Raw genomic sequence first — 25,912 nt, forward strand, 5'->3', positions numbered from 1 at the left:
TTTCCCATAGCCCACCAGTTGGTTTGTATCCTTCAGAGCATGGCAAAGTCCGAGGATCCAGAGAAGCCGGGGCGCATCAAGCAGCTCCGCATGGTCGCGCAGATCATTAAGCAGGCCAATCCCAAGGGGATGCCGCTCGTCTTCCTCTCGGCGGTGGGCACGCTCGCTGTGGTCGTCGTGATCGGCCTGGTCACGGGCTATTTGTGGTATTCGGTCTTCATCGGCGTCCTGGCCGCGTTCACCGTCGGCCTGGTGGTGTTCGGTCAGCTCGCGCAGAGGGCGCAATACTCGATCCTGCACGGGCAGACCGGCGCCGCAGCCGCGGTGTTGCAGGGCATGCGGGGCAACTGGCAGGTCAACCCGGCCATCGCGGTCAACCGCGACCAGGACCTCGTGCATCTCGTGATCGGCCACCCGGGAGTCGTGCTGGTGTCCGAGGGGCCCGGCAACCGGGTGGGGAAGATGCTGGCGGCCGAGAAGAAGCGGATCGCGCGGGTGGTGCTGGGCATCGAGATCTACGACATCCAGTGCGGTGACGGCGAGGGGCAGGTGCCGCTGGGCAAACTGCAGCGCCACCTCATGAAGCTGCCGCGCAACCTCAAGAAGCCCGCGGTCAACGAGGTCAAGGACCGCCTGCGCTCGCTGCCGCGCAACATGCCGCTGCCCAAGGGCCCGATGCCCAAGGGTGCCCGCATCCCGCGCGGCCCCAAGATGCGCTAGTGCTGTCGCTTTCCTCGCGGGCCAACCGCGGCTGGTGGGACGGCAACGCCGACGACTACCAGGTGGAGCACGGCGAGTTCCTGCGTGACAGCGGGTTCCTGTGGTGCCCCGAGGGCGTGGACGAGGCCGACGCGCACCTGCTCGGGCAGGTGCGCGGGCGGCGTGTGCTGGAGATCGGCTGCGGTGCGGCGCAGTGCGCGCGGTGGCTGGTGACGCAAGGTGCCGAGGTGGCGGCGTTCGACATCTCACATCGCCAGCTGCGCCACTCCCAGCGGATCGATCTCGACACGGGGCTGCATGTGCCCGTGGTGCAGGCCGACGCCGAATCGTTGCCGTTCGCCGGTGCCGCCTTCGATCTGGCGTGCTCGGCGTTCGGGGCGCTGCCGTTCGTGGCCGACCCGCTCGCGGTGTTCCGCGAGGTGCGCCGGGTGCTCAGGCCGGGCGGCCGGTTCGTGTTCTCGGTGAGCCATCCCATCCGGTGGGCATTCCCTGACGACCCGGGACCGCGCGGGCTGACCTCCGACCGGTCCTACTTCGACCGCTCCCCCTATGAGGAACGGGACGAGCGCGGCACGGTCACCTACGTCGAGCATCACCGGACGCTGGCCGACTGGGTCAACCTGCTGGTCGCCTCCGGCCTGACGATCACGGGGCTGCTGGAGCCGGAGTGGCCGGAGGGGCATGAGCGGGTGTGGGGCGGCTGGAGCCCACTCCGCGGCCGACACCTCCCGGGTACGGCGATCTTCAGCTGCGTGCGCGGCTAGCGGTCACATCCGTACGGTCATCGTGTTGGACGCGCGGTCATGGATGCCGCGATGGTCGCGGTCGAAGATCAGCGCGGGCACGACCAGGCACAGCAGCACGGTACGGGCCAGCACGGGCAGCCACCGGGGCCTGCCCCCGTCCATCGCGGCGACCCTGATCCCCATCAGCCGGTGCCCGAACGTCTGCCCCATGAAGCCGACCAGGATCAGATATTGCACGGCGAACACGGCCATGGGCGCCCACGGCGACTCGGCCGGATTCATCCTCAGCAGCAGCTGCACGACGACCCACGTGCAGATCACCCAGTCGATGACGAGGGCGCCGATCCTGCGGCCCCACCCGGCGATCGACCCGCTGCCCTCCTCGGGCAGCCCCAGGCGCTCGCCCGGGTATCCGAGGTCGACCCCGGCGGCCCGGACCCCGCCGAGCCACGTCTGCGTCCACCGAGGTTCCTTGCTGCTCATGCCCTCCACGGTATCCGCCCGATACGCCGGTCGGCATTGTGACCCAACCGCGTCGTGGAGCGGCCACGATGTACGCCATGCCAAACGGGGATGACCTTGACGAGCGTTTCAACGAGCTGGTCGCGCAGATCGACGCCGAAGAGCGGCGCAAGATGCGGGCCGCCGCCAAGAAGGCGGCACGAACGGGGCGCCAGAGCCGCTCAGGACGCACGCCCGGCCACGCCGACCACCCCTCGAACGGCCGGATCGATCACTTATCCGGCCCGCCGCCCCGGATAGGTCGAGCCTCGCTCGCGATAGCCACGATCACGACCGTGATCGGCGCCGCCTTACTCGTCGTGACCTTACGCCCCGACCTGCTGGCGCCGCCGGGCCCGGCATCCGAGGAAACCAGGACGGTGGCCACGATCTCGGACACGGATCCATTCGCCGGGTCTCCCGCGGCCGACTACGCCGACGGGATTGCCGGATTTGTCATGCCTGAGCCGAAGGCCATGGAGGGGCTGTCGAAGAGGGACGTGGCCAAGGGCCTGGAGCGCACGCGCGACCTGCTGGCCGCGGCCTTTCTGGACCGCACAACGCTCCTGGGAGGCGAGCCGGCGGCCTTCGCCAACCTGCTGGACAGCGGTCAGAGAGATGTGTTCTACGAGAAGCTGGGCGACGTGCGGCTCAATAGCCGGACACTCGTCAATAGCTTCGCGCCGAACACCGCCGAGCTCGCCACGGATGTGATCAAGGTGAAGGGAACGGCGGGGCTCGACACGTTCAGGATGGGCCTTCGCCACGGCGTCGAGGTAGAGCTGAACTATCTGATCGTCTACGCGGTGCGGCGACCCGGCCAGCCGTCCACCACCATGCGCTTCGTCTCTCATCTCTCTGGCGGCGTGCAGATCTACCGCACATCCGGAAAGCTGTCGCTCTACGTGGATTGGGGGGCCAGCCAGACTCCGGCCAGGTGCGACATCGACGACGGCTTCATCCATCCGGTCTACGAGGGCGACTCGCCCGGCGGTGTCCAGCCCACCGGCCCGCTCATGGATCCTTACAGGTTGGAGGATCGCCCTCCAGCAAACGGCGTCTGCCGCGCCGCCAAGGACACCTGACGCTGCGTAACACGTGCGAAACAATCGAGACACCATTCGGAAACCGCCACGCCCTAGCGTCGGCATGATGGCCAGTCCCCAGGGAGGTTCGAGAGTGTTCAACTCCGCCGACGACGTCCTGAAGTTCATCAGTGACGAAGGGGTGCAGTTCGTCGATGTCAGGTTCACCGACCTGCCGGGGACGACGCATCACTTCACCTTCCCGGTAGAGAACTTCAGCGGAAGCGTCTTCACCGACGGGCTCATGTTCGACGGCTCGTCGATTCGCGGCTTCCAAGCGATCCATGAGTCGGACATGCTTCTGCTGCCTGACCCGTCGAGCGCCGTGGTGGACCCGTTCCGCCAGCACAAGACGCTCAACATCAACTTCTTCGTGCACGACCCGCTGACCGGCGAGGCCTACAGCCGCGACCCGCGCAACGTGGCGCGCAAGGCGGAGGAATTCCTCAAGGGCACGGGCATCGCCGACACGGTCTATTTCGGCCCCGAGGCCGAGTTCTACATCTTCGACGACGTGCGCTTCGAGACGAAGCAGAACGCCGGCTATTACTACATCGACTCCATCGAGGGCGCCTGGAACACCGGCAAGGCGACCGAGGGCGGCAACCTCGGCTACAAGCCGCGCTACAAGGGCGGCTACTTCCCGGTCCCACCGATGGACCACTTCACCGACCTGCGCTCGGAGATGGTCCGCAACCTCATCGAGTGCGGCATCGAGGTCGAGATGCAGCACCACGAGGTCGGCACCGCCGGTCAGGCGGAGATCGACTTCAAGTTCGGCACGCTGCTCAAGACCGCCGACAACCTGATGCTCTACAAGTACGTCATCAAGAGCACGGCCCTCGAGTACGGCCACACGGTGACGTTCATGCCGAAGCCGATCTTCGGTGACAACGGCTCGGGCATGCACTGCCACCAGTCGCTGTGGAAGGACGGCTCGCCGCTCTTCTACGACGAGGTCGGCTACGCCGGCCTGTCGGACACGGCCCGCTACTACATCGGCGGCCTGCTCAAGCACGCCCCGTCGCTGCTGGCCTTCACCAACCCGACGGTCAACTCCTACCACCGCCTGGTGCCGGGCTACGAGGCTCCGGTCAACTTGGTCTACTCACAGCGCAACCGGTCGGCCTGCGTCCGCATCCCGATCACGGGCTCCAACCCGAAGGCCAAGCGCATCGAGTTCCGCGTGCCGGACCCGTCCTGCAACCCCTACTTCGCCTTCTCGGCCATGCTGATGGCGGGCATCGACGGCATCCGCAACAAGATCGAGCCGCCGGAGCCGGTCGACAAGGACCTCTACGAGCTGCCGCCGGAAGAGGCCCGCAACATCCCGCAGGTGCCCGGCTCGCTCACCGACGTGCTCAACGCCCTGGAAGAGGACCACGACTACCTGCTCGAGGGCGGCGTGTTCACGCCTGACCTGATCGAGACGTGGATCGCGTACAAGCGGGAGAACGAGGTGGACCCGATCCGGCTGCGTCCGCACCCGCACGAGTTCGAGCTCTACTACGACGTATAGCCGGTTACCGCGCGGTGAGCTGCACGTTCATCGCGCGGTTCCTGTCTGGTTCTGCCTCAGTTCCGTCCGAGCGGCAAGCACCGCATCGATCGCGGCCCGCGTCGACTCGTCAGAGTCCGGCCAGAGGTGACCGTAAGTGTCGAGGGTGCTCTTGGCGCTCGCGTGCCGTAGACGGGCCTGGACGACCTTGACGTCGGCTCCGGAAGCGATGAGGAGCGACGCGAGGTAGTGCCGCAAGTCGTGGAATCGAAAGCCCGTGGGAAGGTCCTGTACCTTGCTGCGGGCTTTCGCATTGCACGATCAAGCTTCCATGGGCCGACCTGTTCCTTGTTGTCGTCCGTCAGGATCGTTTCGGCGCTGTAGCCGGCCTGGACATGGGCCGACAGTTCGAGCGTTAACGACGCAGGGATTGGGATGGGTGTGCGAGAGATCTCGGTCTTGAGCGGCTCGGCAGGATAATGGAGCAATGCTTGAGACCTGTGGATCAGCCGGGAAGGGGTGTACCTTCCCGGCTGATCCACAGGTCTCAAGCATTGCTCCGGCAACTCGATGCACCATGTCCGCGACCTTGCTGTGAGAGACCTCGGAGATCTCCCACACGTCGCGCGCATGCACACGCGGAACCACCAACGTGTGTCCCAGAGAGGCAGGTCTGATGTTCAAGAACGCCAGGGTGTGCTCGTCCTGGAGGACACGATAGGACGGCAACCGACCAGCGACGATCTTACAGAAGGTGCAGTCGCTCACCCACTCAATGATCACATCCAATCAACCACTGCAACTACCGTTAAGCAATTGAGTGACAAACCGAGTGACATCCGGAATACCCGCGACTGCTCAAGCATGCACAGTGATGCACAGCACTTACCGCATCGCCAGGAGAAACGCTCGGTACAGAGATCAATCTGACTGCTTTGGGAGGATCGGGAGGAACTGATCAACACGACGGAAGTCTGGTTCGAGTCCTATCGCGGGAACCTTTGGTAGAGCTGAGGGATACCCAGCTCCAGGCTGGCCAGCGGTGCCGTCAGCTCCATTGCGTTCGTGGCCCGGGCACGCGCAAGGCCTTCGAGCGGTTCCGGGAGCGATTTGTCCTGGGTCACCGCAGCCGTCGCCTCTTGTCATGCCTCCGCTGAACAGCAGGCGGGTTTCTCACAGGGGGTGCGGGAGGAGCGCCGAGCACGCCGTCGAGGAAGAGCGTGACCCACCACCAGCTCATGCCACAGTCGTTCACCTCGGTGGCGATCTCCCTACCACATGCCTCACACGCCAAGTTAGGCGCATCTCCAGCCGGGCCAGCACGATGTCCAGCGCGGAGAACGCGAGGATGCCGAGGTCGATCCCGAGCGGGACGGTGAACGCCAGCGCTCCGAAGGTGGGCGCCGCGGCGTCCATGACCTTCTTGAAGGAGTTGACGAAGCCGATCATGCCGAGGACGCCGACCGCGATGGTGACGGCGTTGACGGCGTTGTGCTCGGCCTGCGTGAGCGTGCGAGGCGTGGTCACGCCGCCACCCGTCGCAGCGCTGGAGGTCCGCGCCGATGCCGAGCTGACGGCGCAGCTTGGGGTCGGTGCCGCCGATGACGCCGATCGGGTCGTACGGCTGGAGCCGCGCCCGCTCCACGCAGAGGCCGGCCAGCCCCGTGAAGGGGCAGCCGGTGCACCGCTTGTTGGCCTTCGCGTAGGCGGCATCGTAGGCGTCGGCGGTCTCCGCGATGGGGAACCAGTCGTCGGGGTCCACGCGGGGCTTGCGGCACAGCGCCTTGGGGGTGAGGAGGAGTTCGTCGAGCTGGCGCAGCCGCTGGGCGGCCTGGCGGGCGGGGTCGGATATGACAGTGTGGCGGCTTGGTGCCACGATGTGGCTGGACATCGGGTCTCGGGTCCTAATGAGTTCTAGGAGCAAGCCATCTGGCAGACTCCTTAGTAGATAGCGGCCGCCGGCGGGTGAGCACTCGGCCCTCCTGGGCGTTGAGTCCTTGACGAAGATCGTGCCCCCGTCGGTGGGTCGGGAGAGTTGATCGCTGCTGGGATGTCGTGCCCGCCCGTATGCGGCGTGAGCACTGCTTCATTAGGTCGCTGGCGGTTCTCTCGCAGGCTGCTGACAAGCGCAAACACAGACGGGAGGACGGGTGCGACTGTTCGTGGGAGACGACTGGGCCGAAGACCACCACGATGTGGAGCTGATGGATGCCACCGGCAAGCGGCTGGCCAAGGCCCGGCTGCCGGAGGGTGTGGCGGGCATGGCACGGCTGCACGCGATGATCGCCGAACACCTGAGCGTGGACGCCGAGCACCTCGAGGACGAACAGGCCGCCGGCCAGGTGCTGATCGGCATCGAGACCGACCGGGGGCCGTGGGTGCAGGCGCTGGTGGCGGCCGGGTACCGGGTGTTCGCGGTCAATCCGCTGCAGGCCTCGGAATACCGCAGACGGCATGCGGTCTCGGGCGCCAAGAGCGACTCCGGCGACGCCCACGTGCTGGCTGACATGGTGCGCACCGACTCTCACCAACTTCGCACCGTGGCCGGCGACAGCGACCAAGCTCAGGCGATCAGGGTGGTCACCCGCGCGCACAAGACGCTGATCTGGGAACGCACCCGGCAGACCCAGCGGCTGAGGCGCGCGCTGCGCGACTACTTCCCCGCCGCCTTGACCGCCTTCGACGACCTCGACGCTCCTGAAGCGCTGGAACTGCTGGCCAAGGCGGCCGAACCGGCGGCCGCGGCGAAGCTGACCATCGGCCAGATCAGCGCGGCGCTCAAGCGCGCCGGCTGCCGTGGCGACCTGGTGCCCAGGGCCGCCCCCATCCAGGCCGCGCTGCGCACCGAGCACCTGGGCCAGCCCGCTGCGGTCACCGCCGCCTACGCCGCCTCCGTGAGGGCTCTGATCGCCGTCCTGACCACCCTGAACCAGCAGGTGGCAGCCCTGCAGCAGGAGGTTGAGGCGCATTTTGGGCAGCACCCGGCCGCTGAGATCGTCTTGTCCCAGCCCGGACTGGGGCCGATCCTCGGCGCCCGGGTGCTCGCTGAGTTCGGCGACGATCCTAAGCGGTACGCCAACGCCAAGGCCCGCAAGAACTACGCGGGCACCAGCCCGATCACCCGGGCCTCGGGGAAGAAAGGTCGTCGCAGCGCGGTTCGTCCACAATGACCGGCTCATCGACGCCCTCATGGCTCAGGCATCCAACGCCATCAACGCCTCGCCTGGGGCTCGCGCATACTACGACAAGCAACGCGCTCGTGACGTCGACTACAACGCCGCCCTGCGCCAGATCGCCAACCGATTGGTCGGCATCCTGCACGGCTGCCTCAAGAATGGCACTCCGTACAGCGAGGTGACCGCCTGGCCCCACCATGCCCAAGAACCCGCTGCTTGACATCAAAGCTCCTGGGATGTCTTTCGCGAGGGGTGAGACTCGGTGTTTCAGGGCCTCCTGTCAAGCCCGCAGGTGAGACGCCCGGACGCAGCCCGTAATACGATCAACGCCAGCCGACCAGCGCCGAAGGAGAGGACCCGCCCGTGCCCGTCGTGCGGCTTCCCGAGGTCCTAGCCGACCTCCGGACCAAGATCCTCGACGGCACCTACCCAGTGGGCCAGCCACTCCCCCACACCGACGTGCTGAAAGAGACCTATGGCGTCGGCGCGCACGTCATCACCAGGGCCATGCGGGAACTCAAGGAGGAGGGACTGGTCTGGCGCGTCGCCAACAAGGGCATGATCGTCCTTGGGCCAGCCGTTGTCATTGAGATCCCCATGGCCATCGACTTCCGCGACGAGCCCACCGCGTGGGCAGCCGCGTGCCGGCGAGCCGGGATCACTGGCCACCTAACAACCCTCCTTAGCCGCGCCACGCCCGCGACTGAGGAGGTCGCCCACATCCTCCGCCTCCCGGCCAAGGCAAAAGTGATCATCAGCGAGATACGGGGCGACATCGAAGGGCAACTCGTGTGCCTCGACCAGTTGTACTGGTCGATGGAGCGGCACGACGCCCGCAGCTACGACGTGGAGCGCTCAACGGCCGTTGTAGAACTGCAGACCCGTGTCCGTCCGGCCAGCCCTAAGGAGGCATCGGCCTTTCGGGTAAGCCGCGGCAGTCCCCTGCTCGACATCACCCGCATTACCTACGACGACACCGGCCAGCCGCTCCAGCTGCTGCGCCGCCTCGTCAACCCGCAGCGCGTTCACATTACCGACCGGCGGCTGCCGCTCACCTCGCCCTGAACTCCCCCAACGCTGGGACATTGCGGCGGGACACCCGGCATGGCCAGGCCCGTTCGTTCTACGCCCTTGACGGGCCTGGTGTGGCGACGGACGATCGGCGCGAGTGGAGAAATCTAGAGAAATTCGATCAAGGAGAAGCCATGCGCCTGCGGTTCCTCGGAAGCAACAGCGAGCAAGGCACGTGCCCGGCCGTCTACGAGACCGACCGCGGCACGATCGCCGTTCAGGGGAAAGTCGTCACCGATCCCACCGCGCTGGGCGATGCCGTTAACCTGGCCTCCGACGAGGTGATCGTGGAGATCCCCAAGGACCTCCTGCCCTACTTCCCCCAGGGGTGACCGTGCTTCTGTCCGAGGCTGAGCTAGGCGACTTGCTCGCCAACTTCACCACCAGCGCGTTCAGGTTCGAGCTACGCGAGCGGTACAACAGCACCGTGGGCGCCGAGCCGTTCCGCAAGTGGCAGATGGGCGAGCCGGATGACTACGCGTGGCATCGGTCTTGGATGGAGAAGATCAGCCGTGATGTCGCGGCCGGGAAAACGTGGCAGCGGGTCCGCATCGTGTCCGTGCCACCATCGGAGTACACCCGGTACGGCATCGAAGTGGCCCGGCTCAGCGTGCAGGCCGGCGAGGACATCCGCTATCTCCGCCGGGACGTAGCGGAGGGGCTCGGGCTGCACCCGTACGATGCGTGGCTGCTCGATGACTCGCGCCTGGTCTGGCTGCACTTCAGCGACGTTGACGACAGGTTCGCCGACGCCGCGCTCATCACAGACCCCGAGGTCGTCTCTCGCCACCGGGCGTGGCGGGAGGTGGCCCTCAAGCACGCCCAACCGCTCGAAGAGTTCGCCGCGCACCTCCCGTGAATCAACCCCTCCTTGGCCAGCAAGCCGTTCAAGCGCTCGGCGTCCGCCTGCGAGACCTGCGGCGTGATGCCGGGCTGACCGGCCGCCAGCTCGCCACAGCCTGCAGTTGGGTGCCGTCGAAGGTCTCCAAGATCGAGCTCGGCAAGCAGGTCCCCACCGAGGACGACATACGCGAATGGTGCCTGGCCTGCCGTTTTCCAAGCGAGATCGCAGACCTGATCGCCGCCGTCCGGTCGATCGACGCCCAATACACGGACTGGCGGCGCTCCCTCAAGACCGGCACCCGGCGCAGGCAACGCGCCAACATCGACGCCTACGAGAAAACCACACTCATCCGGGCCTGGGAGCCTACGGTCATCCCTGGTCTGCTCCAGACGGCCGCCTACGCGCGAGGGATCCTGTCCACGGTCGTGGACTTTCACGGCATCCCAGACGACGTTGAAGAGGGCGTGCAGACCCGCATGGAAGCTCAGCGAGCATTCGATCGCCCGCAGCGCCGCTTCCTGTTCCTGCTCGGCGAGGGAGCGCTGCACACCCTTGTCGGCGATCGCACCACAATGGGCGCACAACTACGGCGACTCCTCGAGGCCGCCCGCGCCCCGCGAATCAGCCTGGGGATCGTGCCGCTCGCGGCCCCGTACACCGTGCCCCGGAACAACGCCTTCACCATCTACGACAGCCGGATGGTGACCGTGGCCACATACACCGCCGAACTCACCCTGCAGCAGCGCCACGAGGTCGCCATCTACGAGAAGGCCTTCGATCGACTTCTGGCCCTGGCCGTGCACGGTGAAGACGCCCGCAGATTGATCGAACTAGCAATAAACGATCAAGAAGAAATCTGAAGCAACTTCATTGAGAACGATCAGGTGCCGTCCGTAGCGTTCCGAGCATGGACAGTCACGGGTCCAAACCCGCCACACATTCGCCCGCCACGGGCGCCACGAGCAGGTCTGCCTGCGCTGACGTGACTCGGCGTCGGCAGGGGCCGGTTTCGAGTACTTGCGAGATTCCCGGGTTCCGCGATGTTAGGCGGCGGTCGGACGGCATGTGGACCGCCGTCCACAAGGCCAGCGGTGCGGTCATCATGGCGGCGACTTTCGAGCGGCTGGATCGGGTCAAGGCCCCGGAGGTGCGCCTCCTTCATGCCTGGGGGCGAGCCTCGTGACCCTCTCGGCCGCCCCGGGCAGGCGCGGCGACAGTGCCCAGGCGTCTGCCGTCGTGCCGCCGCGCGAAGGGTCAGCGCGGCAGCGGCGGCACGACACCCACACCATCGCTTCCAGTCGTGCCGCCGCACTCAAGCGCCCCCGCTGGGTCTGGGTCTCCTCTGGCGAGACGCCGTTCCATGCAGGGGACCTGGCATGACGGCCGCGTACAGCTACTGGGATCGGCCTGACAGCCTCGACTGGATTCGCGCCCTCTTCCATCGCACCCGGCCCGGATGGGAGATCTTCCGCGACGGCGGGCTGTGGTGGGGCCAGCATCGCCGGAGCCGCAAGAGCCTCTGCGCAGCCAACGTCATGGACCTCGACCGACTGATAGCCAGCTACGACGACGAACGCCGCCGGTCACAGGCATGGGAAAGTGCGGTGACGCCATGAGCGGCTACACGACCGTCCCGTACACGATCGCCTACGCCAACGAGCTCGTGACCGACCCGATCGGCTTCGTGCCGTACGCCGGCCGGGTGCGGCTGTCCTACCTGCCGTCCAAGCCTGGCGACTGGATCTCGGACCCGCTCGCGCAGCGAGGGATGGGCGGTGTGGGCGAAATCCTTCGGGCGCGAGTCCGCGACCTTCGGGATCGGCCGGACCGGCGCGGCCCCGAGCGGATGCGCAAGCTCAACACCCTCCGCCAGTGGCGGTGCATGAACAAGCTGCTGTGCCAGGTGTGCGGCGGGCTGGCCCTCGACACGGCGGGCTACATCTCGTGGGCGCTCACCAAGACCGTCTTCGAGCGCACCGGCCTGGACAGCGGCCGCACCAACGCCCCGCCCACCTGCCGATATTGCATCTCGAAGGCGCTGGAGGAGTGCCCGATGCTGCGTGAGGACTTCGCCGTCTATCAGGTGGCCTCCGTCACGTCTGCCGGGGTGCTGGCTGACCTGTACCGGCCGGGAGTCCTGCGCACGCTGGAACCCGCAGGGCACAACATGTTCGTCGCGTGGGACGACTACCAGCATCACCCTTACGCGCTTGCCGCCGCCCAATTGGTCGAGCTGCACGGGATGGAGCCCATCTCGCCCTAGACGGTCCGACCCCCGTTTGAAACGAACCGGCGTCCAGGAGCCGGAGCAAAGGGATACAAAGCGTCCCCGCGAAAAGCGGGGACTTTGTGTTTCTGGCTCGCGACGTTCAAAAGGCGGATCCGGAGCGCTCATTCACGATTGGGGGCATGTGGGTGGACCGTTCCCCTGCGCTTCGCTACTCTCGCTCCAGGGGCACGCGAATGCCGCATGTGAGGACGCCATGAATCCGGAGCTAGCTGAACTTCTGTCCCCTGCGATCACAGTGGTGGGGGCGTTGCTCGTGGCGGCATGGGCTACTGTCCGGGCCTACTTGGGCAACTCGCGAACCGCTTTGCGAGCCATCGAGATCCTTCGCTCGATCATCACGTCCCCTCTTTCGACGACCACGATCACCATTGACTCCGGACGCGTGGATCGGACGAAGGAGACGGGTACCCAAGAGCAACAAGGTACTGGAATCCCGGAAGCACGTACGCACGGCGACTACTCGGGCGACCACATCGAGTTCCAGATCGTTGTCCGAGAAGCCCGCGTGACACAGGCTGGCCGGGACCATACGGTGACGATTGGCGACGACCTGCCAGCGACGAACGGCGTTCAGTCGTCGGACGAGGGGCGGTGACGTCATGTCGGAGCCAATGCCTCAGACGGCCGGCCAGTCCATGGCCGCCTCGTCTGTCGCAACCGACATCGCCGCTGTCGCGCAGCAGTCGGCCGTCGCTGCTGAGGGTGCGCAGTCAGGCGATGGTGTGTCCGTCGTCGTCCAGAGTCACTTCAAGCTGGTCTTCCTGACGGTCGCTGGGCTTTCGGTGCTGTTGTTGGCGATACAGGTGACTCTCGCCGTTATGGTCAAGGAGCCCACCGACGCGGTGAACAACGTCTTGACCCTGTGTGACACCATTTCCAAGCTCGGCTTCGGGGCCATCTTCGGCATGATCGGGACGAAGGCGGCCGGATAACGCGCGCTTGAAACGCGCTCAGATCCCCTCGCGAAAAGGCGGGGCATTTCGTGTTCGTGAGAGTGCGCCAGCTATCCGCGGTGTCGGCTCTCGGAAACGCGAAAAGCGCCCCGCCACTCCCGGAGGAGACACTGTTGGCGAAGTAGATCAAACAGAAGCGGCTTCGTGATTACAGATGCGATCACGAAGCCGCTTCTCTTGTGTCGCTGGGACGCGCTTCGCCAAGAGCTGATCCAGAGGACCATGGCGGCGAGGTAGGCCAGGTCGTTCGTATGGACATGGAGTGGCGCCGAAATCTCGTCGACAACGCTGCTCCTGGCCACCTATGGTGCAGATCATGGCGGACAGCCCTGTCGTGGATCGGTGCGAGTGCGGTGCAGTTGCCGGCCCGTTGGGCACATGCGTGGACTACTACCACGCCATTCTCTCCGAAGAGCAGGCCGATCCCCGAATGTACAGGTGGCACGCGCTGGTGGTCTGTGCGTATCTCCTGCAGCATCCTTCCAGAGCTCACCAGAAGTACCTTGACGGTCAGTTCCGCCAGTTGCAGCTTTACGTGGACCGCGGCCTTGACACGCTGCTTCGCGTGGCGGCCAGTCAGGTGGCGCGGAACAAACACGGGGCGAGGCCGGGCTACAACATGGAGCCATTGGCGGCATACGCACCGCTCCCGCTGGGCGGACCGCCTGGGCACTTCCGGGCTACGTTCTGCGCTCTCCCGGTCAGGGACGGCAGCTTCGTGTCTGATGGACACTTGGCATACGGACACCGCATCGAGACCATTGCCGAAGCGACTGTGGAGTCCTGGAGATCTATCCGGGCCTGACGCCCGAAGGCCGGCGGTATGTACGACGACGCGGACGCCGAACAGAATCGTGCCGATGCGTGCAGCTTCCTCACCGGTTCACCCCCGGCCGGAGCAAACTGTGACGAGTACCCGATGGCACACACCTACCAGGGCGCGTACACCGGCGGCGACAACCCCGCCGACTTCTCCGCCGAATGGGTGAACGAGACTCAGAACAGCAGCGCTGGCGGTAAGTATGGCAGCTTCGCTAACCAGCAACGGCTGCTGAAACCGGGACCCGTTGTTCGTCTTTCCCGACATGAATTCCTAACCCCAGAAAGGTCTTCTCCACATGACTGGCGCCGCGCCGTCGTCCTATCGGGCCGACGTCTGGCTGTCCTACCATCAGCTGCAGCTCCGAGATGCGAACGAGTTGGGTCCTGAGTTTCCGGAACGTTGGGACAACGGCTTGATCGCAGTGGCAGATGAGCCGGAGGGCGCGACGATTCTCACGGGCATCTCCATCGGTGCCGTCGACGTCACGGTGCAGCCGACCGAGGAGCCTCCGCCTCTCGACTTGGACAGCTGGGAGGAGATTGTCGAGGTCTCCATCGAATCCACGAGCGGATCACTCATCGTTTGCGGGCTCGATGGGGACCTCCCCAACCTGCCGAACCTTGCCTGGCGCGGGAAGGGCTTCTACCGGCTCCGGGTGCACGCGCGCGGACGTGACACCATGCCGGACGGCTCCGCCGGCGCCACCCCGGTCGAGCACTACCTGATCATCTCGTGGCCAGCGGAACCCCAGCCGGACATGCCCTTCAAGTACGCTGACGTGTTCGGCGCTGGGATCCGCCAGCGACACGGAGGCGCCTAGTCGGCGTACGCGCGCAACGCGGCCAAGACGATCTGTGCCGTGCTGGCGTTGCCGTCGCGGGCGCGGATACGGGCCGAGCAGCGCGTTCACCTCGTCGTGCTCGGCGGCGGTCAACGTGATGAGCAGGTCAGCCGTGAGGCCGGCCTTCGGGCGGGGCGGCGGCGCGTCGTCGTCTGCGCCGTCGTCGTCCAGGTCGTCCTCGTCGTCGCCGGTCGCCGCGGCGGGCCTCTGGCCTCTGGCCGGCCGGGGCGTCCTCGACGATTGCGATACCGCTATCAAGGTCGGCGAGCAGGTCGTTCAGGTCGTCGTCGTTGTTTGTAGTTACTGAGCAACGTCAGCCGGAACAGAACCGGAACAGAATGGCCCGGCACCGTGATCGGTGCCGGGCCGTTTCCGTTGCGCTATTACTGCGGAGCATTCCGGTGTGTCCGAAGTCGGTAGATGGCGGCGGTCCTGAGCAACGTCGAGGGCGTGTGGGCGAGAGATGGTCATTACCCCGGCCGACAGGCCATCAAGACCGTGCGCGGCGGTGATATCAGCCGGCGGGGCGTCTCCAAAGCTGCGAGGAGTTGCCGTTGCAGAACCGCAACTCCACCACTAGGCCGTCCTGTGACCCCGGTGTGGCGACACAGTGGCTCGCGGTGCCGGAGATTCTCGACCCCAGCAGGTTGTTCCCGATACCGAAGGTCCAGTTCTCGTTGCTGATATTGGCGCACCCCCACTGATCAACACGGCCTCCGTTGAAGGCCCCATCGCGGACTTCGAGGCAGTAGCCACTGCCCCTGTTCTTTAGGTGCATCTTGTTGCCGGAGAGGTACTGGACCACCCATTGCTGAGCGTAGGTCCCGTTGCAGGTCTGCTGAACGATCACATCTCCCTCTTCGAAGGTCCTCGGCTGGAGGCATTTGCCGTTCTGGACGCTCACGAGCTTGACGATCTCGCTTTCGGCCTGCGCTGGTGCCGCTGCCAGTCCGACACTGGCTGTTATCGCCGTCGTGAATAACAGCGCGATGAGTGACTTTCGCATGACGTTCCTCTCATGGTGACCGGCGTCCACGGCGATGGAACGATCCATCGCTCGCTGCACGCTCTTCTTGTGTGTGCTTTTAGACCTAGGCGTTCCAATCCGTTCCGGCACGGGACAGACCGCGGAACGGCGGCGGGCCGGTGACGGAGGTGCGAGCCCGGCTTGACGCGTCCCTTCGCCTGTTCACCTTCCACGGTCATCGGACGCCAATGGTCACAGCCGGGCTTGCGACGGAGGATGCGGACTGCTGGGCTTGCCTGGGTCCCCGTCGAATGGGCACCGCCTCGAGCCCATAGCGTCACTGCCCGCTGCGGATCACGTCGTCCACGTCGCGGTTCAGGCGGCGTGTCGCTGTGGCGGCGGATAGGGCATAGGTGACGCCGGTAAGCCGTTCGGACAACTGCCAGAGGCGAGTAGCTGTGGCGGTGTCGCGGATAGCGTGCTCGCGAGTACGACGAGTTGGCTCGCCACGCAGTTGCAGCGGCCCGTCGGGAACGATGTAGCTGCCGCCGGGCAGGTCCGGTACGGTCGCTGCGTACAGGGAGGTCTTCGCGCCTTCCGGGGTGGGCCGGAAGGCCACGCGCACCAGCAGGCGGGTGAGGGTCGCATACAGCCGTCCTCTGCCGCTGTTGGCGCCCCCGGTGAGCACGTTGGTGCGGGTGAGTCCGGGCGCGACGGCCATGCTGCGCAGCTTCTGCCGGGCGGCGTCGGCCCGGCGCTGCAGTTCCATGGCGAAGTAGAGGTTGGCCCGCTTGGACTGCACATAGGCGAACGCCGTGCGGTAGCTGCGCTCGGCGTTGAGGTTTTCCAGGTCGAAGCGGGCGAAGCGCTGCCCTTCACTGCTGACGGTTACCACCCGTGGATCGGGCGCGGCGAGCAGATGCGGCAGAAGCAGGCCGGTCAGGGCGAAGGTCCCCAGATGGTTGATGCCGAACTGCGACTCGAACCCGTCGGCGGTCAGGGCATGGGGCACCATCGCCACCCCGGCGTTGTTGACCAGCAGGTCGAGCCGGTCGTGGTTCCAACCGGCGGCGAATTCTCGGATGGAGGTCAGACTGCTCAGGTCCACCCGGCGGAGTTCCAGGTGAGCGCCGGGCACCTCGCCCCGCATGTGGATGAGCGCGGCCTGACCGCGTTCGAGGTCGCGGCAGGCCAGCACGACGTGTGCACCACGGCGGGCCAGTTCGCGGGCGGTGACGTAGCCGATGCCGCTGTTGGCTCCGGTCACCACAGCGACGCGCCCGGTCAGTTCGGGGATGGTACGGAAGGTCCAGGGGAGAGAGCTGCGCATGATGTGCCACCTCAAGGGAACGCAAGCGAATGTATCGCAACTTTGAGTTGCGATACATTCATCTTGTCACTCGCCTCGCGAATATCGCAACTTGGAGTTGCAATGCAGTCCGATCATTCCGCCGCCAGGCCGGTCGGCCGCGGCGCCAAAGTACGCGCCGCCATCCACGCCGCCACGCTCGCCGAGCTCGTGGACAAGGGCTACGCCGCGTTGACCGTCGAGAACATCGCCCAGCGCGCGGGAGTCCACAAGACCACGGTGTACCGGCGGTGGAAAGATCGAGAGATCCTGCTCACCGACGCCCTCGCCGAGCACATGGCCATGGACATCCCCATCCCTGACACCGGAGCGATCGAAACCGACCTGCGAGCGCTGGCACGCTCGCTCGTCCAGGCGTTCACCAGTCCGACCGGGCAGGCCATCCTCGCCGCCATGTTCACCGGGGCAGCCCGCCTTCCAGAGATCGCCGCCGCCCGGCGTCACGTGTTCGACGACCGGCTCGCCCGAGCCGAACCGGCGGTGACGCGCGCCATCGAACGCGGCGAACTGCCCAGGGACACCGATCCCGCCGAGCTGTTGAAGACCCTGGCCGCGCCGATCTACCTGCGACTGCTCATCACCGCCGATCCGGTCGACGAGGCGACCGCAGATCAGGCGGTGCGCGTCACGCTCGCCGCCGCACACGCCGGCGCCCTGCGGCTGGCGCGCGACGCGAGCCGACTACCGGATGAGGACACTGGGGCAGCAGTGCGCTGAACTCGTCGCACGCCGGGTTGTCGCCGCCGGCCAGCACGACGGACACGCCGTTCGAGCCCGCCAGCAGGGTGTTGATCCCGATCTCGCCGTGCGAACTTTCATTGATGCGGACGTCGAGGATGGTGTCGGCCATGGTGCGGGCCGGCATGCTTCACCTCGTCGTCGTGCTCACACAGACCGGGGCCCGTGAGCGCAGTACGTTCAGGAGCCGGTGGTGGGGCGAGGCACCACCCCGCGTGCAAGGCATGGCAGGATCGCGGCCATGTCCCTCAGCGTTCCCCGCCTCCGGATCGGCTCGACCGAGATCATCGCGCTCGCCGATGGCGAGGGCCCATTCTTCTCCCCGCGCGCCGAGGCCTTCCCCGAGGCCACGGCCGCCCAGTGGGCCGCGGCCGACCGCTACGACCCGGGCGCGGTCGACGCCGAGGGCCGCTGGCGCCTCCAGTTCCGTGCGTACGCGATCCGCAGCGACATGGGCCTCACCATCGTGGACGCCGGGATCGGTCCGGCGGACGGCCCGGCCGTCTCGTGGGCGCCCGTGCCCGGTGCGCTCCCCGAGTCGCTCGCCGCCGCGGGCATCGACCCGGCCGAGGTCGACACCGTGGTGCTCACGCATCTGCACACCGACCACGTCGGATGGGCGGTCGTGACCGAGGCGGCCGTCCCGTCAGCGGGCGGCGCGGTGGACGGCAACACTTCGACCAGCAGCGCGGTGGGCGGCGCCCCTGCGCCCGGCAGCGCGACCAGCGACCGCCGCCCCTACTTCCCAAACGCCGAATACCTGCTCCAGCGGGCCGAGTTCGACGCCCTCGACGCGCTCAATCCGCAGCTTCGCGAGACCCTCACCGACCCGCTCGCGGCGGCCGGTCGGCTCCGGCTCCTCGACGGGGACACGCCGCTGCGCGCCGGGCGCACGGTCGCCACGCCCGGTCACACGCCCGGGCACCAGAGCGTGCTGGTCGCCGACGGGCGCGAGCTGGCGCTCGTCACCGGCGACCTCCTGGTGCACGCGCTCCAGCTACTCCACCCCGAGCTCGCCTACTCACACGAGATCGACCCTGAGGCGGCCAGGCACTCAAGGGAGCGCATGCTCGGCCACGAAACCGCCACCACGCTGCACCTGGCGACACCGCATCTGACGGAGCCGTTCATCTCGGCGTGATCGCGGCCGCCCGAGCCGTTCGGCGCAGGTCAGGCCGCGAGGGCATGCAGACGCTCCAATTTCACGGTGGTCCCTTGAAGGGAGCTCGGCTAGCCAAACTGAAGGAGTTGCGGCCGGGCAACAAGGAGCGGGCGCAGCCGCGGCATGAGATCGACGCCTACGTGGTCGGCCATCGGCTCGCCTAACAGCGAAAGTGGGAGGGGCTGACGCAGGCGGAGGTGGCCGAACGCATGGGCGTCACCAAGGGCCGGGTCTCGCAGATCGAGCGGGGCGACGTGGCCATCATGGAATTAGTCGGCCGGTACGCGGCGAGAGCCAGCCTCCCCAAGTCCCCGTTCGAAGCGATCAGCCCGAAGGAGAGCATCGGCCGCCGCCGAGCGAGTCGAGATGCGCGAACATGTCTTCGGCAGAGCGATGGAAGGTCGTGCGACGGGCCGCGATGTGCGCTGCTGTCTGCACCTCACCGGCCCGCCATTCAGTCGTCCAGAACCACGCCTCGTCAGCGGGGATCGACACGAAGTCACGAACCGTCACGGTACCGTCGTCGTACACGGCGAATCTCACCCCATCCCCTTCGCCGACGTGCAGCGCTCGAACTCCGACTCTCGTTCTCCTACACCTTAGGCGCCGTAGGCTCGCTGTGCTGCGGTCGTCACGGAATGTCACTTCCTCGGTAGGCGACGGCCTGCCAACCACACGCCGACGATGTCGAGCGTGGTGTCGATGTCGGCCGTGGGGTCGCCGTCGACCAAGAGAAGGTCGGCGCGTAGGCCCGGAGCGATGCGGCCGCGGTCGTGCAACGCGAAACGGTCGGCGGGAGCCGAAGTGGCGGCGGCGAGGGCCTCACGCGGGGGCAGGCCGGCCGCGACGAGCAGGGCGAGTTCCTGGTGGAGCGTCGCGCCGTGGGCGGTGCCGACGTTGGAGGCGTCGGAGCCGGCGAGCAGGGTCACGCCGGCGTTTCGTAGGTCCGCGACCGTGCGTGTCGCCACGCCGAGGTCGTGCCGGGCGCCCTCCCCCAGTGGGAACGGGCCCATAGTGAGCATGCGGCGCGAGCCCTCGGTCAGGTACGGAGACACTCTCGGGTCGGCAGCCAGGGCCTTGCCTCCCGTCCCGGGGCCGAACAGTTCACCGAGCACAGCCAAGGTGGGGACCACCGCGGTCTCGGCGAGTTCGTAGACAAGCTCAGGATCCGGGCGGTCCACGTACACGTGCCCCAGCACGTCCGCGCCCACCCGCAACGCCTGACGGGCGGTCTCGGCGGTGAGGGCGTGCGCGACGACGATCTTGCCTCGGTCGTGCGCCGCCGTCACCAGCGCGCCGACCGTCTCCTTCGCCAGAGAAGGCGTGGGCAGGCCGGTCGTGGAGCCGTCATCCAGAAGGATCTTGAGGTAGTCGGAGCCCTCCGCGAAGCGGCTCGCCACGAACATGTCCGCCTCATCCGGCGTCACGAGGGTCGGGAACGGCGGCAGGAGGCCCATGTCCACCAGGTACCAGCCGTAGCCCCCAGGGACCGTCGCCGCGGTGCCCGCCGTACGCAGATCCGCTCCTCCGCTACCACGCAACGTGGCGGCCTGCGCAGGGTCGGCCATCATGTCGAGGACTGTCGTCACGCCGAACAACGCGGCCTGTTCGAGGTCGCCAGGGAATACGTGGGCGTGCGCGTCGATCAGGCCAGGGAGCAGGGTCCGCCCGCGCCCCTCGATCACCTCGTCGCCCGGGGAATGCGGCGACGGTTCCTCCCCCACGAAGAGGATGACGCCGCCGGAGACCGTCACGTTCGCCGACCTCAGCGTCGTGTCGCCAGTGAACACCCGCACATTCCTGAAGATCAGCCGCTTAGATACATGCATGAATGTATATAAACATACGTGCACGCCTGTATGAAAGAGTGCAGTCATGCGACGAACGGCCGAGGAAGCGGCGGAGACCAGGAAGGCGCTGTTGAGAGCCGCGCTGGCCGTCTTCTCCGAACGGGGGTACGCCGCCGCCACCCTCGCGGGGATCGCCGAGCGGGCCGGGGTGACCCGCGGGGCCGCGTACCACCATTTCCATGACAAGGCCGCGCTCTACCTCGCGACGATCAGCGAGCTGTGGGCCGAGGCGGCCGCGCCCGTCTGGGGCACGCTTGACGGTGACGGGCCGGTGATGGAGCGGATGCGGCGGTTCCTGGTGGCGTTCTTCACAGCGCTGGAGCGGGACGCGACGCTGCGGCAGGCGTTCGCACTGTCGATGCGCAGTGCCGAGGGGCTCCCGGAGCTCGAGACCGGGCTGCGGGACAAGCGGATCATGATGGAGGGATGGAAGCGCGGCCTGATGGAACTGCTCGCAGGGGCGGGACTGCGCGACGAGGTCTCGGCGGAGGCCGCCGCGCTGACGATCATCACCTCCGTGAACGGGACCGCCGCCACCTGGCTGGCCTGCCCCGACCTCTTCTCCCCCGCCGATCAGGCCGAGGCGCTGGCCGACGCCGTCCTCTGCGGCATCACACGGTGAACTCGGGCGCCGAGGGACTGAGGATCGCCGCCCGGGGAGTCACCGGCCAGAGCGCTGCCAATTCGTCGTTGAGCGTGGCCATGAGGGACTCGACGTCGGACTGGGCTGTTTCGTGCAGCGCCTCGGTGACGATCAGGACGTCGGTGGTCGTGTCGCGGACAGCGGAGTGGCCGCTCTGGCGGTTGGTCCAGCGGCGGGCGTGCGCCATCCTCTCGGCGTCCGCGAAGATCACCTCTCCTGCGGGCGGGTGCTCCGTCTCGCCGGAGAAGGTCACATAGGTCTCGTCGCCCACCGCATGCCGTACCTCGACGTATTGCGCGATCTTGGAAGTGTCGAACACCGCGACCGGGATCGCGTACGCGATGGAGACCGCGTTGCACAGGTCGATCAGCGGGTGCAGGCGCGGCAGGGCGCCTTCTTTTCTGAAGCGGCGCAGCAGCGATTCCGAGGCGCAGCGGTATTGGGTCGGTTTGAGCCCCATCTTCGAGAATGCCCGGCGCCACGCCTGGATCTCCGGGAGCTCGCCCTCCGACGCGGTAGCCAGCCGCTTCGCGGCGAGCTCGCCGAACGTCGCGACCCGGTCCTCCACGGACACGCCCGCGTTGACGCCCCGCACGGAGATCACCGCGGGGACGAGCTCGGGGAAGTCCCGCCAGATGTCGCTCGAATGCTGGAAACGCACGGTCACCTCCATCGTCGTGGCCACGACGATGCGCCCGCATGGCGCTCCGCCGCGCCGATCACAATACTCGCCATCCGCAGAGGAGGGACGGAGGCGCGGGTCGGGGCGTGGGGCCGGAGCCGGGAGAGGCGGGCTCTTGGACGGCGGTGACGGCCGATGGCCGGGCTCTCGGCGGAGATGACGGCCCTGGCGGTGGATGATCAGGCGGGGACGGTGGAGTATCAGGCGGGGACGGGTGGAGGATCAGGCGGGGACCGTGGTGTGGCGGCGGGTGGTGAGTGCGTAGCAGGCGCAGGTCGCGGCCGTCAGGATGGCCGCCGCCAGCAGCGGTCGCCCGATCGTGCCCGCCGCCGCCACGCCGAGGGTGGCGCCGACCTGGCGGAAGGCGTTGAGTACGCCACCCGCCGCACCCGCCGTTCCTGGCGGTGCGCTGTCGAGCATGCCGGCCATCAGCGCGGGGAGCACGAACGACAGCCCCACGCCCATCATCACCAGCCCGGGCGTGAGCGCGTCGGAGAGGGCCACACCGGTCAGGCCGGCCGCGATCAGGGCGAGGCCGCCCAGGATGGGTGGGCGCGGGCCGTAGCGGGCCACGAGGCGGCCGGTGAGCATCGGGTTCACGGTCATGGGGATGGTGAGCGGCAGGAACGCCAGCCCGGCCGCGAGCGGGGTCAGGTGCCGGACGTCCTGGAGTTGGAGGGTGAGGACGAACAGGGCGCAGGCGAAGGCGAAGTTCGCCACTGTGCCGGCCAGAAGTTCGGGCCAGGTGGCGGCGAGCAGGCCAGGAGGCAGCGCCGGGGCGTGGCTGCGGCGTTCGACGACGATCAGCGCGGCCGACGCGACCAGGGCTCCAGCGAACGCGACCACCGAGGAGTCGATCAGGGCCTCGGCGAGGAGGCCGAGGAACACGCAGGCCAGGGCCTGCACCGACCAGTCGATGCGCCGCACGCCACGCGGGGAGCGTACCCGGCGCATGACCAGGAGGCTGATGAGCGCAAGCGGCGGGTTGATCAGGAACACGGCCCGCCAGCCGGACAGGTCCACCAGGAGGCCGCCCAGCAGGGGCCCGGCCGCGAGCGCACTGCCGGTGATGGCCGCCCACAGGCCGGTGGCGCGGGCGCGGGCGGCGGGTTCGGGGAACAACTCGGCGAGCAGGCCGAGCGTGCCGCCCGTGCAGAGCGCGGCCGCCACGCCGAGCAGAGCACGCAGCACGATCAGAATCCCGAGGTGCGGCGCCGCGGCACTCAGCAGGGAGATCACGCCAAAGGCCGCCACGCCGACCTTGAAGATCCGGGCGGCGCCGTACCTGTCGGCCGCCGCTCCCCCGGTGAGCAGGGAGGCGGCGAAGGCGACCGTGTACGCGTTCACGGCCCACTGCTGGCCGGCCAGCGAGCCGCCGAGCGAGGCCCGCAGGTCGGGCAGTGCGATGGTGAGCACGGTCGTATCGAGGATCACCAGGAAGTAGGCGAGGGAGAAGCCGATCATTCGCATGCGCCCCAGCCTGCGGAAACGCGCCATCTCCGCTCAACAGGCGCAGCCGCAAGGAGCGTTCGGGAAAACCGTATGCTGGCGTGCATGGACTTGCGGCAGTTGCGGGGGTTCGTGGCGGTGGCAGGCGCCGGCACCGTGACGGAGGCCGCGACCGCCCTCGGCCTCGCCCCGGCATCGGTGTCGGAGCAGGTGCGCAGGCTGGAGCGCAGCCTCGGCGTGGCCTTGTTCGAGCGCACACCCCGGGGCATGCGCCTGACCGAGCCGGGCGCCGCGTTGCTGGCGCGAGCGCAGGGCCTGCTGGACCACGCCGACGAGGTACGCCGGGCCGTGACGGGCGAGCGCCGCCAGGTGCGGATCGGCGCGCTGGAAATGCTGGCCGCGGCCAGGCTGCCCGCCGTGATCCGCCGCCTGGCCGAGCGCCGTCCTGACCTGGATGTGGACGTGCGCTCGCTCACCAGGCAGTCGCTGCTGGCCGAGGTCGCCGATGGGCGGCTGGACGCGGCGCTGCTGCTGGACTCGGGGGCGCGGGTGGGCGGGCTGGGGTTCAGCCCGCCGGCCGAGCTCGACTTCCTGGATGTGGGCGAGGTGGCGTTGTCCCTTGTCGCGGCGCCGGACGGGGACAGGGAGCCGCTGCTGGTGAGTCCCAGGGGCTGCTCGATCCGGCTGGCGGCCGATCGGTTGTTCGGCACGGAGGTGAGGCGCAGGGAGCTGACCAGCATCGCCACCGCCCGCGAGTGGGCCAGGCAGGGGCTGGGCAGCTCGCTCCTGCCGGACTTCGCGGTGGGCGCCGATCTGGCCTCCGGAGCGCTGGTGGCCCTCGAGACACAGCCGACGGAAAACTTGGCGTTGCGGCTGGTCTGGCGGTCCGGCCGTGAGCCGGCCCTGCGCGACGTGCTCTACGCCCTCAGCGGCTATGCGTCTTCGCCGCGCTTGAGCCGGTAGAGGACGTGGCGGCGCAGCGGGCTGCCCTCCGGGATCCGGGGGTGGTCGAAGTCCGCCTCGTACGTCATGCCGAGGCGCTCCATGACGGCGCGGGAGCGCAGGTTGCGCGCGGCGGTCATGGAGATGATGTCGTCGAGGCCCGCCTCGGTGAAGGCGTACGTGACGGCCCGCCTGGCCGCCTCGGTGGCGTAGCCGTGGCCCCAGGCCGGGCGGGCCAGCCGCCACCCGATCTCCACGGCGGGCAGGAAGGGCGCGTCGAAGATCTGCCAGCCCAGCCCGGCGAAGCCGATGAACTCCCCGCTCTCGCGTACCTCCAGCGCCCACAAACTGAACCCGTGCTGGTCGAAGTGCTGCTCGATCTTGTCGACCAGGGTGTCGCTTTGCTCACGGGTGAGCGGCGCGGGAAAGTGCTCCATCACCTCGGGATCGGCGTTCATGGCGGCGAAGGGCTCCCGATCCTCTTCACGCCATCTGCGCATGATCAGCCGCTCCGTCTCCACCTCAGCGCCTCCCCTTGATGCCGGTGATCCGACGGAACACATCCCACCAGAACGGCGCGCCGAACAGCAGCGCCACATACGTCAGCAGAAATCCCGGCCAGTGGCTGGGCGTGCTGATCCGGTCCCACCACAGGCCGCCGTTCCAGTGCGCGCTCGGGTCACCCTGCTCTGGGATCGACACGCTGACCAGGGCCTGGTCGAGCATCCTGACCAGGGCCGGCTGGCTGAGCGTCTCGGTGACGCACCGCATCGGGTCCTCGCCGCTGCAGCGGGCCTTGAGCTCGTTGTACGCGTCCGGCCCCGCCTCGGCCACGGCGGTCACCGAGGCGCGGAAGGCGTTGTCCCGCAGCAGCGTCTTGCCGTACTCCAGCCCGTCCATCGAGAACAGCAGCGTCACCAGCAGGCCGAGCACGGCGACGACCCACTTCACGTAGCGCTTGTACAACATCGACAGCCGCTGCATCTCACTGTCAAACCAGGTCTCGATGCCCTGCCTGAACCGGTCGAGGTCGCGCTGCGCCGTCTCCCAGATGCCCTTGAGGGGGCCGTACAGAGGGCTGTCGATGGCCTTCAGCTTCTCCAGGAACCGGTCGACGTCGCCGTCCTCCCCCGCGGCCAGCTCCATCACCGCGACCGCGAACCGGCCGGGCGGGATGTTGGCGATGCTGGTGCGGCCGCGTTTGGCGTGGTCGATCTCCCTGACCCGCTCGTACAGCAGGTTGATCATGGAGTCACCGGCCCGATGCTGGGGGTCGGGCAGCCCGCCGGCCTCGGCGGGCGCGGGCAGGTCGCTGTGGCGGGGACGTGGATCGCGCAGGAACGGCAGCGCGGTGAACACGTCGCGTATCTTGGCCGGCAACCACGACCCGGTTTTGTCGTCGGCGCCGTCCATGGTGTCCCTGAGGTAGGCCCACAGGAACTTGCTCCGGATGGCGAGCACCCGCACGAACGCCTCATTGACGCCGCTCACCAGCAGCGACAGCAGCAGGAACGACACCACCAGGCCGAGGGCCAGATCCACGTAAACGGATAACACCGGGC

At 67.6% G+C, this 25,912-nt stretch carries 31 protein-coding genes and 3 pseudogenes; 21 read left to right on the top strand and 13 right to left on the bottom strand.

Annotation, left to right across the window (positions count from 1 at the left end):
* Positions 1 to 39 precede the first annotated feature (39 nt).
* Together ACTWQA_RS18695 and ACTWQA_RS18700 are read left to right on the top strand one after the other, a co-directional pair.
* A complete protein-coding gene (locus tag ACTWQA_RS18695) occupies positions 40 to 720 on the top strand; it encodes a DUF4191 domain-containing protein (protein WP_443160464.1) in 681 nt (226 codons plus the stop codon).
* Entirely contained in the window at positions 720 to 1,484 is a 765-nt protein-coding gene (locus ACTWQA_RS18700) for a class I SAM-dependent methyltransferase (protein WP_443160465.1), read from the top strand. Before ACTWQA_RS18695 ends, ACTWQA_RS18700 begins: the two co-directional genes overlap by 1 nt.
* A gap of 3 nt (positions 1,485 to 1,487) precedes the next feature.
* On the opposite strand, the gene ACTWQA_RS18705 is transcribed toward ACTWQA_RS18700, so the two are convergent.
* Positions 1,488 to 1,949, bottom strand: a complete 462-nt coding sequence (locus tag ACTWQA_RS18705; protein WP_443160466.1) for an RDD family protein — start codon at positions 1,947 to 1,949, stop codon at positions 1,488 to 1,490.
* A 77-nt stretch (positions 1,950 to 2,026) separates the two neighbouring features.
* Between ACTWQA_RS18705 and ACTWQA_RS18710 the strand changes: the two genes are divergently transcribed.
* Positions 2,027 to 3,052, top strand: coding sequence for a hypothetical protein (locus ACTWQA_RS18710; protein ID WP_443160467.1), 1,026 nt, complete (start codon positions 2,027 to 2,029; stop codon positions 3,050 to 3,052).
* A gap of 94 nt (positions 3,053 to 3,146) precedes the next feature.
* Complete coding sequence (gene glnA, locus ACTWQA_RS18715) at positions 3,147 to 4,571, top strand: type I glutamate--ammonia ligase (RefSeq protein ID WP_443160468.1); 1,425 nt, start codon at positions 3,147 to 3,149, stop codon at positions 4,569 to 4,571.
* Positions 4,572 to 4,598: 27 nt separating this feature from the next.
* Here glnA and ACTWQA_RS18720 read toward each other — a convergent pair.
* From ACTWQA_RS18720 to ACTWQA_RS18730, 3 genes and pseudogenes are all read right to left on the bottom strand, one after another.
* Positions 4,599 to 4,829, bottom strand: a pseudogene (locus ACTWQA_RS18720) (tyrosine-type recombinase/integrase); the annotation flags it as partial.
* Positions 4,830 to 4,871: 42 nt separating this feature from the next.
* Positions 4,872 to 5,333, bottom strand: a complete 462-nt coding sequence (locus ACTWQA_RS18725; protein WP_443160610.1) for an HIT domain-containing protein — start codon at positions 5,331 to 5,333, stop codon at positions 4,872 to 4,874.
* A gap of 468 nt (positions 5,334 to 5,801) precedes the next feature.
* The gene (locus ACTWQA_RS18730) at positions 5,802 to 6,077 is read right to left on the bottom strand and encodes a DUF2637 domain-containing protein (RefSeq protein ID WP_443160469.1); all 276 of its coding nucleotides are present in this window, start codon (positions 6,075 to 6,077) and stop codon (positions 5,802 to 5,804) included.
* Between the two features lie 677 nt (positions 6,078 to 6,754).
* On the opposite strand from ACTWQA_RS18730, the pseudogene ACTWQA_RS18735 reads away from it, so the two are divergent.
* The 12 genes and pseudogenes from ACTWQA_RS18735 to ACTWQA_RS18790 all read left to right on the top strand — a co-directional run bounded on the left by ACTWQA_RS18735 (position 6,755) and on the right by ACTWQA_RS18790 (position 14,527).
* A pseudogene (locus ACTWQA_RS18735) lies at positions 6,755 to 7,946 on the top strand (IS110 family transposase).
* Positions 7,947 to 8,089: 143 nt separating this feature from the next.
* Positions 8,090 to 8,791 (top strand): GntR family transcriptional regulator, encoded by a 702-nt coding sequence (locus ACTWQA_RS18740; protein WP_443160470.1) that lies wholly within the window; start codon positions 8,090 to 8,092, stop codon positions 8,789 to 8,791.
* Between the two features lie 140 nt (positions 8,792 to 8,931).
* The gene (locus tag ACTWQA_RS18745) at positions 8,932 to 9,129 is read left to right on the top strand and encodes a hypothetical protein (RefSeq protein ID WP_443160471.1); all 198 of its coding nucleotides are present in this window, start codon (positions 8,932 to 8,934) and stop codon (positions 9,127 to 9,129) included.
* A 2-nt stretch (positions 9,130 to 9,131) separates the two neighbouring features.
* A complete protein-coding gene (locus ACTWQA_RS18750; RefSeq protein ID WP_443160472.1) occupies positions 9,132 to 9,656 on the top strand; it encodes a DUF6879 family protein in 525 nt (174 codons plus the stop codon).
* A complete protein-coding gene (locus ACTWQA_RS18755) occupies positions 9,653 to 10,501 on the top strand; it encodes a helix-turn-helix domain-containing protein (protein WP_443160473.1) in 849 nt (282 codons plus the stop codon). The genes ACTWQA_RS18750 and ACTWQA_RS18755 overlap by 4 nt, the downstream gene beginning before the upstream one ends.
* Before the next feature lie 516 nt (positions 10,502 to 11,017).
* Entirely contained in the window at positions 11,018 to 11,257 is a 240-nt protein-coding gene (locus ACTWQA_RS18760) for a hypothetical protein (protein ID WP_443160474.1), read from the top strand.
* Positions 11,254 to 11,904, top strand: a complete 651-nt coding sequence (locus tag ACTWQA_RS18765) for a hypothetical protein (protein ID WP_443160475.1) — start codon at positions 11,254 to 11,256, stop codon at positions 11,902 to 11,904. The genes ACTWQA_RS18760 and ACTWQA_RS18765 overlap by 4 nt, the downstream gene beginning before the upstream one ends.
* A 220-nt stretch (positions 11,905 to 12,124) precedes the next feature.
* Positions 12,125 to 12,526, top strand: a complete 402-nt coding sequence (locus ACTWQA_RS18770) for a hypothetical protein (RefSeq protein ID WP_443160476.1) — start codon at positions 12,125 to 12,127, stop codon at positions 12,524 to 12,526.
* A gap of 4 nt (positions 12,527 to 12,530) precedes the next feature.
* Positions 12,531 to 12,863 carry a hypothetical protein gene (locus tag ACTWQA_RS18775; RefSeq protein ID WP_443160477.1) on the top strand — a complete coding sequence of 111 codons (333 nt, stop codon included), beginning with the start codon at positions 12,531 to 12,533 and terminating at the stop codon, positions 12,861 to 12,863.
* Positions 12,864 to 13,200: 337 nt separating this feature from the next.
* Positions 13,201 to 13,689 (top strand): DUF5946 family protein, encoded by a 489-nt coding sequence (locus ACTWQA_RS18780; protein ID WP_443160478.1) that lies wholly within the window; start codon positions 13,201 to 13,203, stop codon positions 13,687 to 13,689.
* Between the two features lie 18 nt (positions 13,690 to 13,707).
* The gene (locus ACTWQA_RS18785) at positions 13,708 to 14,094 is read left to right on the top strand and encodes a NucA/NucB deoxyribonuclease domain-containing protein (protein ID WP_443160479.1); all 387 of its coding nucleotides are present in this window, start codon (positions 13,708 to 13,710) and stop codon (positions 14,092 to 14,094) included.
* Complete coding sequence (locus tag ACTWQA_RS18790; RefSeq protein ID WP_443160480.1) at positions 14,003 to 14,527, top strand: hypothetical protein; 525 nt, start codon at positions 14,003 to 14,005, stop codon at positions 14,525 to 14,527. The genes ACTWQA_RS18785 and ACTWQA_RS18790 overlap by 92 nt, the downstream gene beginning before the upstream one ends.
* Positions 14,528 to 15,062: 535 nt before the next feature.
* On the opposite strand, the gene ACTWQA_RS18795 is transcribed toward ACTWQA_RS18790, so the two are convergent.
* Both ACTWQA_RS18795 and ACTWQA_RS18800 read right to left on the bottom strand, forming a co-directional pair.
* On the bottom strand, positions 15,063 to 15,602 hold the full coding sequence (locus ACTWQA_RS18795) for an RICIN domain-containing protein (protein ID WP_443160481.1): 540 nt from the start codon (positions 15,600 to 15,602) through the stop codon (positions 15,063 to 15,065).
* A 250-nt stretch (positions 15,603 to 15,852) separates the two neighbouring features.
* Positions 15,853 to 16,845 (bottom strand): oxidoreductase, encoded by a 993-nt coding sequence (locus ACTWQA_RS18800; protein ID WP_443160482.1) that lies wholly within the window; start codon positions 16,843 to 16,845, stop codon positions 15,853 to 15,855.
* Positions 16,846 to 16,947: 102 nt separating this feature from the next.
* On the opposite strand from ACTWQA_RS18800, the gene ACTWQA_RS18805 reads away from it, so the two are divergent.
* The gene (locus tag ACTWQA_RS18805; RefSeq protein ID WP_443160483.1) at positions 16,948 to 17,601 is read left to right on the top strand and encodes a TetR/AcrR family transcriptional regulator; all 654 of its coding nucleotides are present in this window, start codon (positions 16,948 to 16,950) and stop codon (positions 17,599 to 17,601) included.
* On the opposite strand, the gene ACTWQA_RS18810 is transcribed toward ACTWQA_RS18805, so the two are convergent.
* Positions 17,510 to 17,749, bottom strand: coding sequence for a M55 family metallopeptidase (locus tag ACTWQA_RS18810; protein WP_443160484.1), 240 nt, complete (start codon positions 17,747 to 17,749; stop codon positions 17,510 to 17,512). The two genes, ACTWQA_RS18805 and ACTWQA_RS18810, sit on opposite strands and share 92 nt — an antisense overlap.
* Positions 17,750 to 17,863: 114 nt before the next feature.
* Here ACTWQA_RS18810 and ACTWQA_RS18815 point away from each other — a divergent pair, with 114 nt between their 5' ends.
* Positions 17,864 to 18,763, top strand: coding sequence for an MBL fold metallo-hydrolase (locus ACTWQA_RS18815; protein WP_443160485.1), 900 nt, complete (start codon positions 17,864 to 17,866; stop codon positions 18,761 to 18,763).
* Positions 18,764 to 18,963: 200 nt separating this feature from the next.
* Positions 18,964 to 19,029 (top strand): annotated as a pseudogene (locus ACTWQA_RS18820) (helix-turn-helix domain-containing protein); the annotation flags it as partial.
* Positions 19,030 to 19,108: 79 nt separating this feature from the next.
* Here the strand turns inward: ACTWQA_RS18820 and ACTWQA_RS18825 are convergent.
* Together ACTWQA_RS18825 and ACTWQA_RS18830 are read right to left on the bottom strand one after the other, a co-directional pair.
* Complete coding sequence (locus ACTWQA_RS18825; RefSeq protein ID WP_443160486.1) at positions 19,109 to 19,315, bottom strand: hypothetical protein; 207 nt, start codon at positions 19,313 to 19,315, stop codon at positions 19,109 to 19,111.
* Between the two features lie 110 nt (positions 19,316 to 19,425).
* Positions 19,426 to 20,613 (bottom strand): amidohydrolase family protein, encoded by a 1,188-nt coding sequence (locus ACTWQA_RS18830; RefSeq protein ID WP_443160487.1) that lies wholly within the window; start codon positions 20,611 to 20,613, stop codon positions 19,426 to 19,428.
* A 46-nt stretch (positions 20,614 to 20,659) separates the two neighbouring features.
* On the opposite strand from ACTWQA_RS18830, the gene ACTWQA_RS18835 reads away from it, so the two are divergent.
* Entirely contained in the window at positions 20,660 to 21,256 is a 597-nt protein-coding gene (locus ACTWQA_RS18835) for a TetR family transcriptional regulator (protein WP_443160488.1), read from the top strand.
* Here the strand turns inward: ACTWQA_RS18835 and ACTWQA_RS18840 are convergent.
* Both ACTWQA_RS18840 and ACTWQA_RS18845 read right to left on the bottom strand, forming a co-directional pair.
* Positions 21,246 to 21,938, bottom strand: coding sequence for a B3/B4 domain-containing protein (locus tag ACTWQA_RS18840; RefSeq protein ID WP_327583335.1), 693 nt, complete (start codon positions 21,936 to 21,938; stop codon positions 21,246 to 21,248). The genes ACTWQA_RS18835 and ACTWQA_RS18840 overlap by 11 nt on opposite strands.
* A 243-nt stretch (positions 21,939 to 22,181) precedes the next feature.
* The gene (locus ACTWQA_RS18845) at positions 22,182 to 23,429 is read right to left on the bottom strand and encodes an MFS transporter (RefSeq protein ID WP_443160489.1); all 1,248 of its coding nucleotides are present in this window, start codon (positions 23,427 to 23,429) and stop codon (positions 22,182 to 22,184) included.
* Positions 23,430 to 23,513: 84 nt separating this feature from the next.
* On the opposite strand from ACTWQA_RS18845, the gene ACTWQA_RS18850 reads away from it, so the two are divergent.
* The gene (locus ACTWQA_RS18850) at positions 23,514 to 24,371 is read left to right on the top strand and encodes a LysR family transcriptional regulator (protein WP_443160490.1); all 858 of its coding nucleotides are present in this window, start codon (positions 23,514 to 23,516) and stop codon (positions 24,369 to 24,371) included.
* Here ACTWQA_RS18850 and ACTWQA_RS18855 read toward each other — a convergent pair.
* The gene (locus ACTWQA_RS18855) at positions 24,341 to 24,850 is read right to left on the bottom strand and encodes a GNAT family N-acetyltransferase (protein ID WP_443160491.1); all 510 of its coding nucleotides are present in this window, start codon (positions 24,848 to 24,850) and stop codon (positions 24,341 to 24,343) included. The two genes, ACTWQA_RS18850 and ACTWQA_RS18855, sit on opposite strands and share 31 nt — an antisense overlap.
* 22 nt (positions 24,851 to 24,872) lie before the next feature.
* Positions 24,873 to 25,907, bottom strand: coding sequence for a hypothetical protein (locus ACTWQA_RS18860; RefSeq protein ID WP_443160492.1), 1,035 nt, complete (start codon positions 25,905 to 25,907; stop codon positions 24,873 to 24,875).
* Between the last annotated feature and the right edge of the window lie 5 nt (positions 25,908 to 25,912).

It is taken from the genome of Nonomuraea sp. 10N515B (genome assembly GCF_052245915.1).
In the GTDB taxonomy this organism is placed as follows: domain Bacteria; phylum Actinomycetota; class Actinomycetes; order Streptosporangiales; family Streptosporangiaceae; genus Nonomuraea.

What these genes read in the sequence shown, in the direction of transcription:
- ACTWQA_RS18760 (WP_443160474.1), top strand. Translation starts at nt 11,018, where the DNA reads ATGACGGCCGCGTACAGCTACTGGGATCGGCCTGACAGCCTCGACTGG.
- ACTWQA_RS18710 (WP_443160467.1), top strand. Translation starts at nt 2,027, where the DNA reads ATGCCAAACGGGGATGACCTTGACGAGCGTTTCAACGAGCTGGTCGCG.
- ACTWQA_RS18795 (WP_443160481.1), bottom strand. Translation starts at nt 15,602, where the DNA reads ATGGATCGTTCCATCGCCGTGGACGCCGGTCACCATGAGAGGAACGTC.
- ACTWQA_RS18705 (WP_443160466.1), bottom strand. Translation starts at nt 1,949, where the DNA reads ATGAGCAGCAAGGAACCTCGGTGGACGCAGACGTGGCTCGGCGGGGTC.
- ACTWQA_RS18695 (WP_443160464.1), top strand. Translation starts at nt 40, where the DNA reads ATGGCAAAGTCCGAGGATCCAGAGAAGCCGGGGCGCATCAAGCAGCTC.
- ACTWQA_RS18850 (WP_443160490.1), top strand. Translation starts at nt 23,514, where the DNA reads ATGGACTTGCGGCAGTTGCGGGGGTTCGTGGCGGTGGCAGGCGCCGGC.
- ACTWQA_RS18775 (WP_443160477.1), top strand. Translation starts at nt 12,531, where the DNA reads ATGTCGGAGCCAATGCCTCAGACGGCCGGCCAGTCCATGGCCGCCTCG.
- ACTWQA_RS18835 (WP_443160488.1), top strand. Translation starts at nt 20,660, where the DNA reads ATGCGACGAACGGCCGAGGAAGCGGCGGAGACCAGGAAGGCGCTGTTG.
- ACTWQA_RS18745 (WP_443160471.1), top strand. Translation starts at nt 8,932, where the DNA reads ATGCGCCTGCGGTTCCTCGGAAGCAACAGCGAGCAAGGCACGTGCCCG.
- ACTWQA_RS18815 (WP_443160485.1), top strand. Translation starts at nt 17,864, where the DNA reads ATGTCCCTCAGCGTTCCCCGCCTCCGGATCGGCTCGACCGAGATCATC.
- ACTWQA_RS18780 (WP_443160478.1), top strand. Translation starts at nt 13,201, where the DNA reads ATGGCGGACAGCCCTGTCGTGGATCGGTGCGAGTGCGGTGCAGTTGCC.
- ACTWQA_RS18785 (WP_443160479.1), top strand. Translation starts at nt 13,708, where the DNA reads ATGTACGACGACGCGGACGCCGAACAGAATCGTGCCGATGCGTGCAGC.
- ACTWQA_RS18800 (WP_443160482.1), bottom strand. Translation starts at nt 16,845, where the DNA reads ATGCGCAGCTCTCTCCCCTGGACCTTCCGTACCATCCCCGAACTGACC.
- ACTWQA_RS18810 (WP_443160484.1), bottom strand. Translation starts at nt 17,749, where the DNA reads ATGCCGGCCCGCACCATGGCCGACACCATCCTCGACGTCCGCATCAAT.
- ACTWQA_RS18790 (WP_443160480.1), top strand. Translation starts at nt 14,003, where the DNA reads ATGACTGGCGCCGCGCCGTCGTCCTATCGGGCCGACGTCTGGCTGTCC.
- ACTWQA_RS18830 (WP_443160487.1), bottom strand. Translation starts at nt 20,613, where the DNA reads ATGCATGTATCTAAGCGGCTGATCTTCAGGAATGTGCGGGTGTTCACT.
- ACTWQA_RS18855 (WP_443160491.1), bottom strand. Translation starts at nt 24,850, where the DNA reads ATGCGCAGATGGCGTGAAGAGGATCGGGAGCCCTTCGCCGCCATGAAC.
- ACTWQA_RS18845 (WP_443160489.1), bottom strand. Translation starts at nt 23,429, where the DNA reads ATGCGAATGATCGGCTTCTCCCTCGCCTACTTCCTGGTGATCCTCGAT.
- ACTWQA_RS18770 (WP_443160476.1), top strand. Translation starts at nt 12,125, where the DNA reads ATGAATCCGGAGCTAGCTGAACTTCTGTCCCCTGCGATCACAGTGGTG.
- ACTWQA_RS18805 (WP_443160483.1), top strand. Translation starts at nt 16,948, where the DNA reads ATGCAGTCCGATCATTCCGCCGCCAGGCCGGTCGGCCGCGGCGCCAAA.
- ACTWQA_RS18765 (WP_443160475.1), top strand. Translation starts at nt 11,254, where the DNA reads ATGAGCGGCTACACGACCGTCCCGTACACGATCGCCTACGCCAACGAG.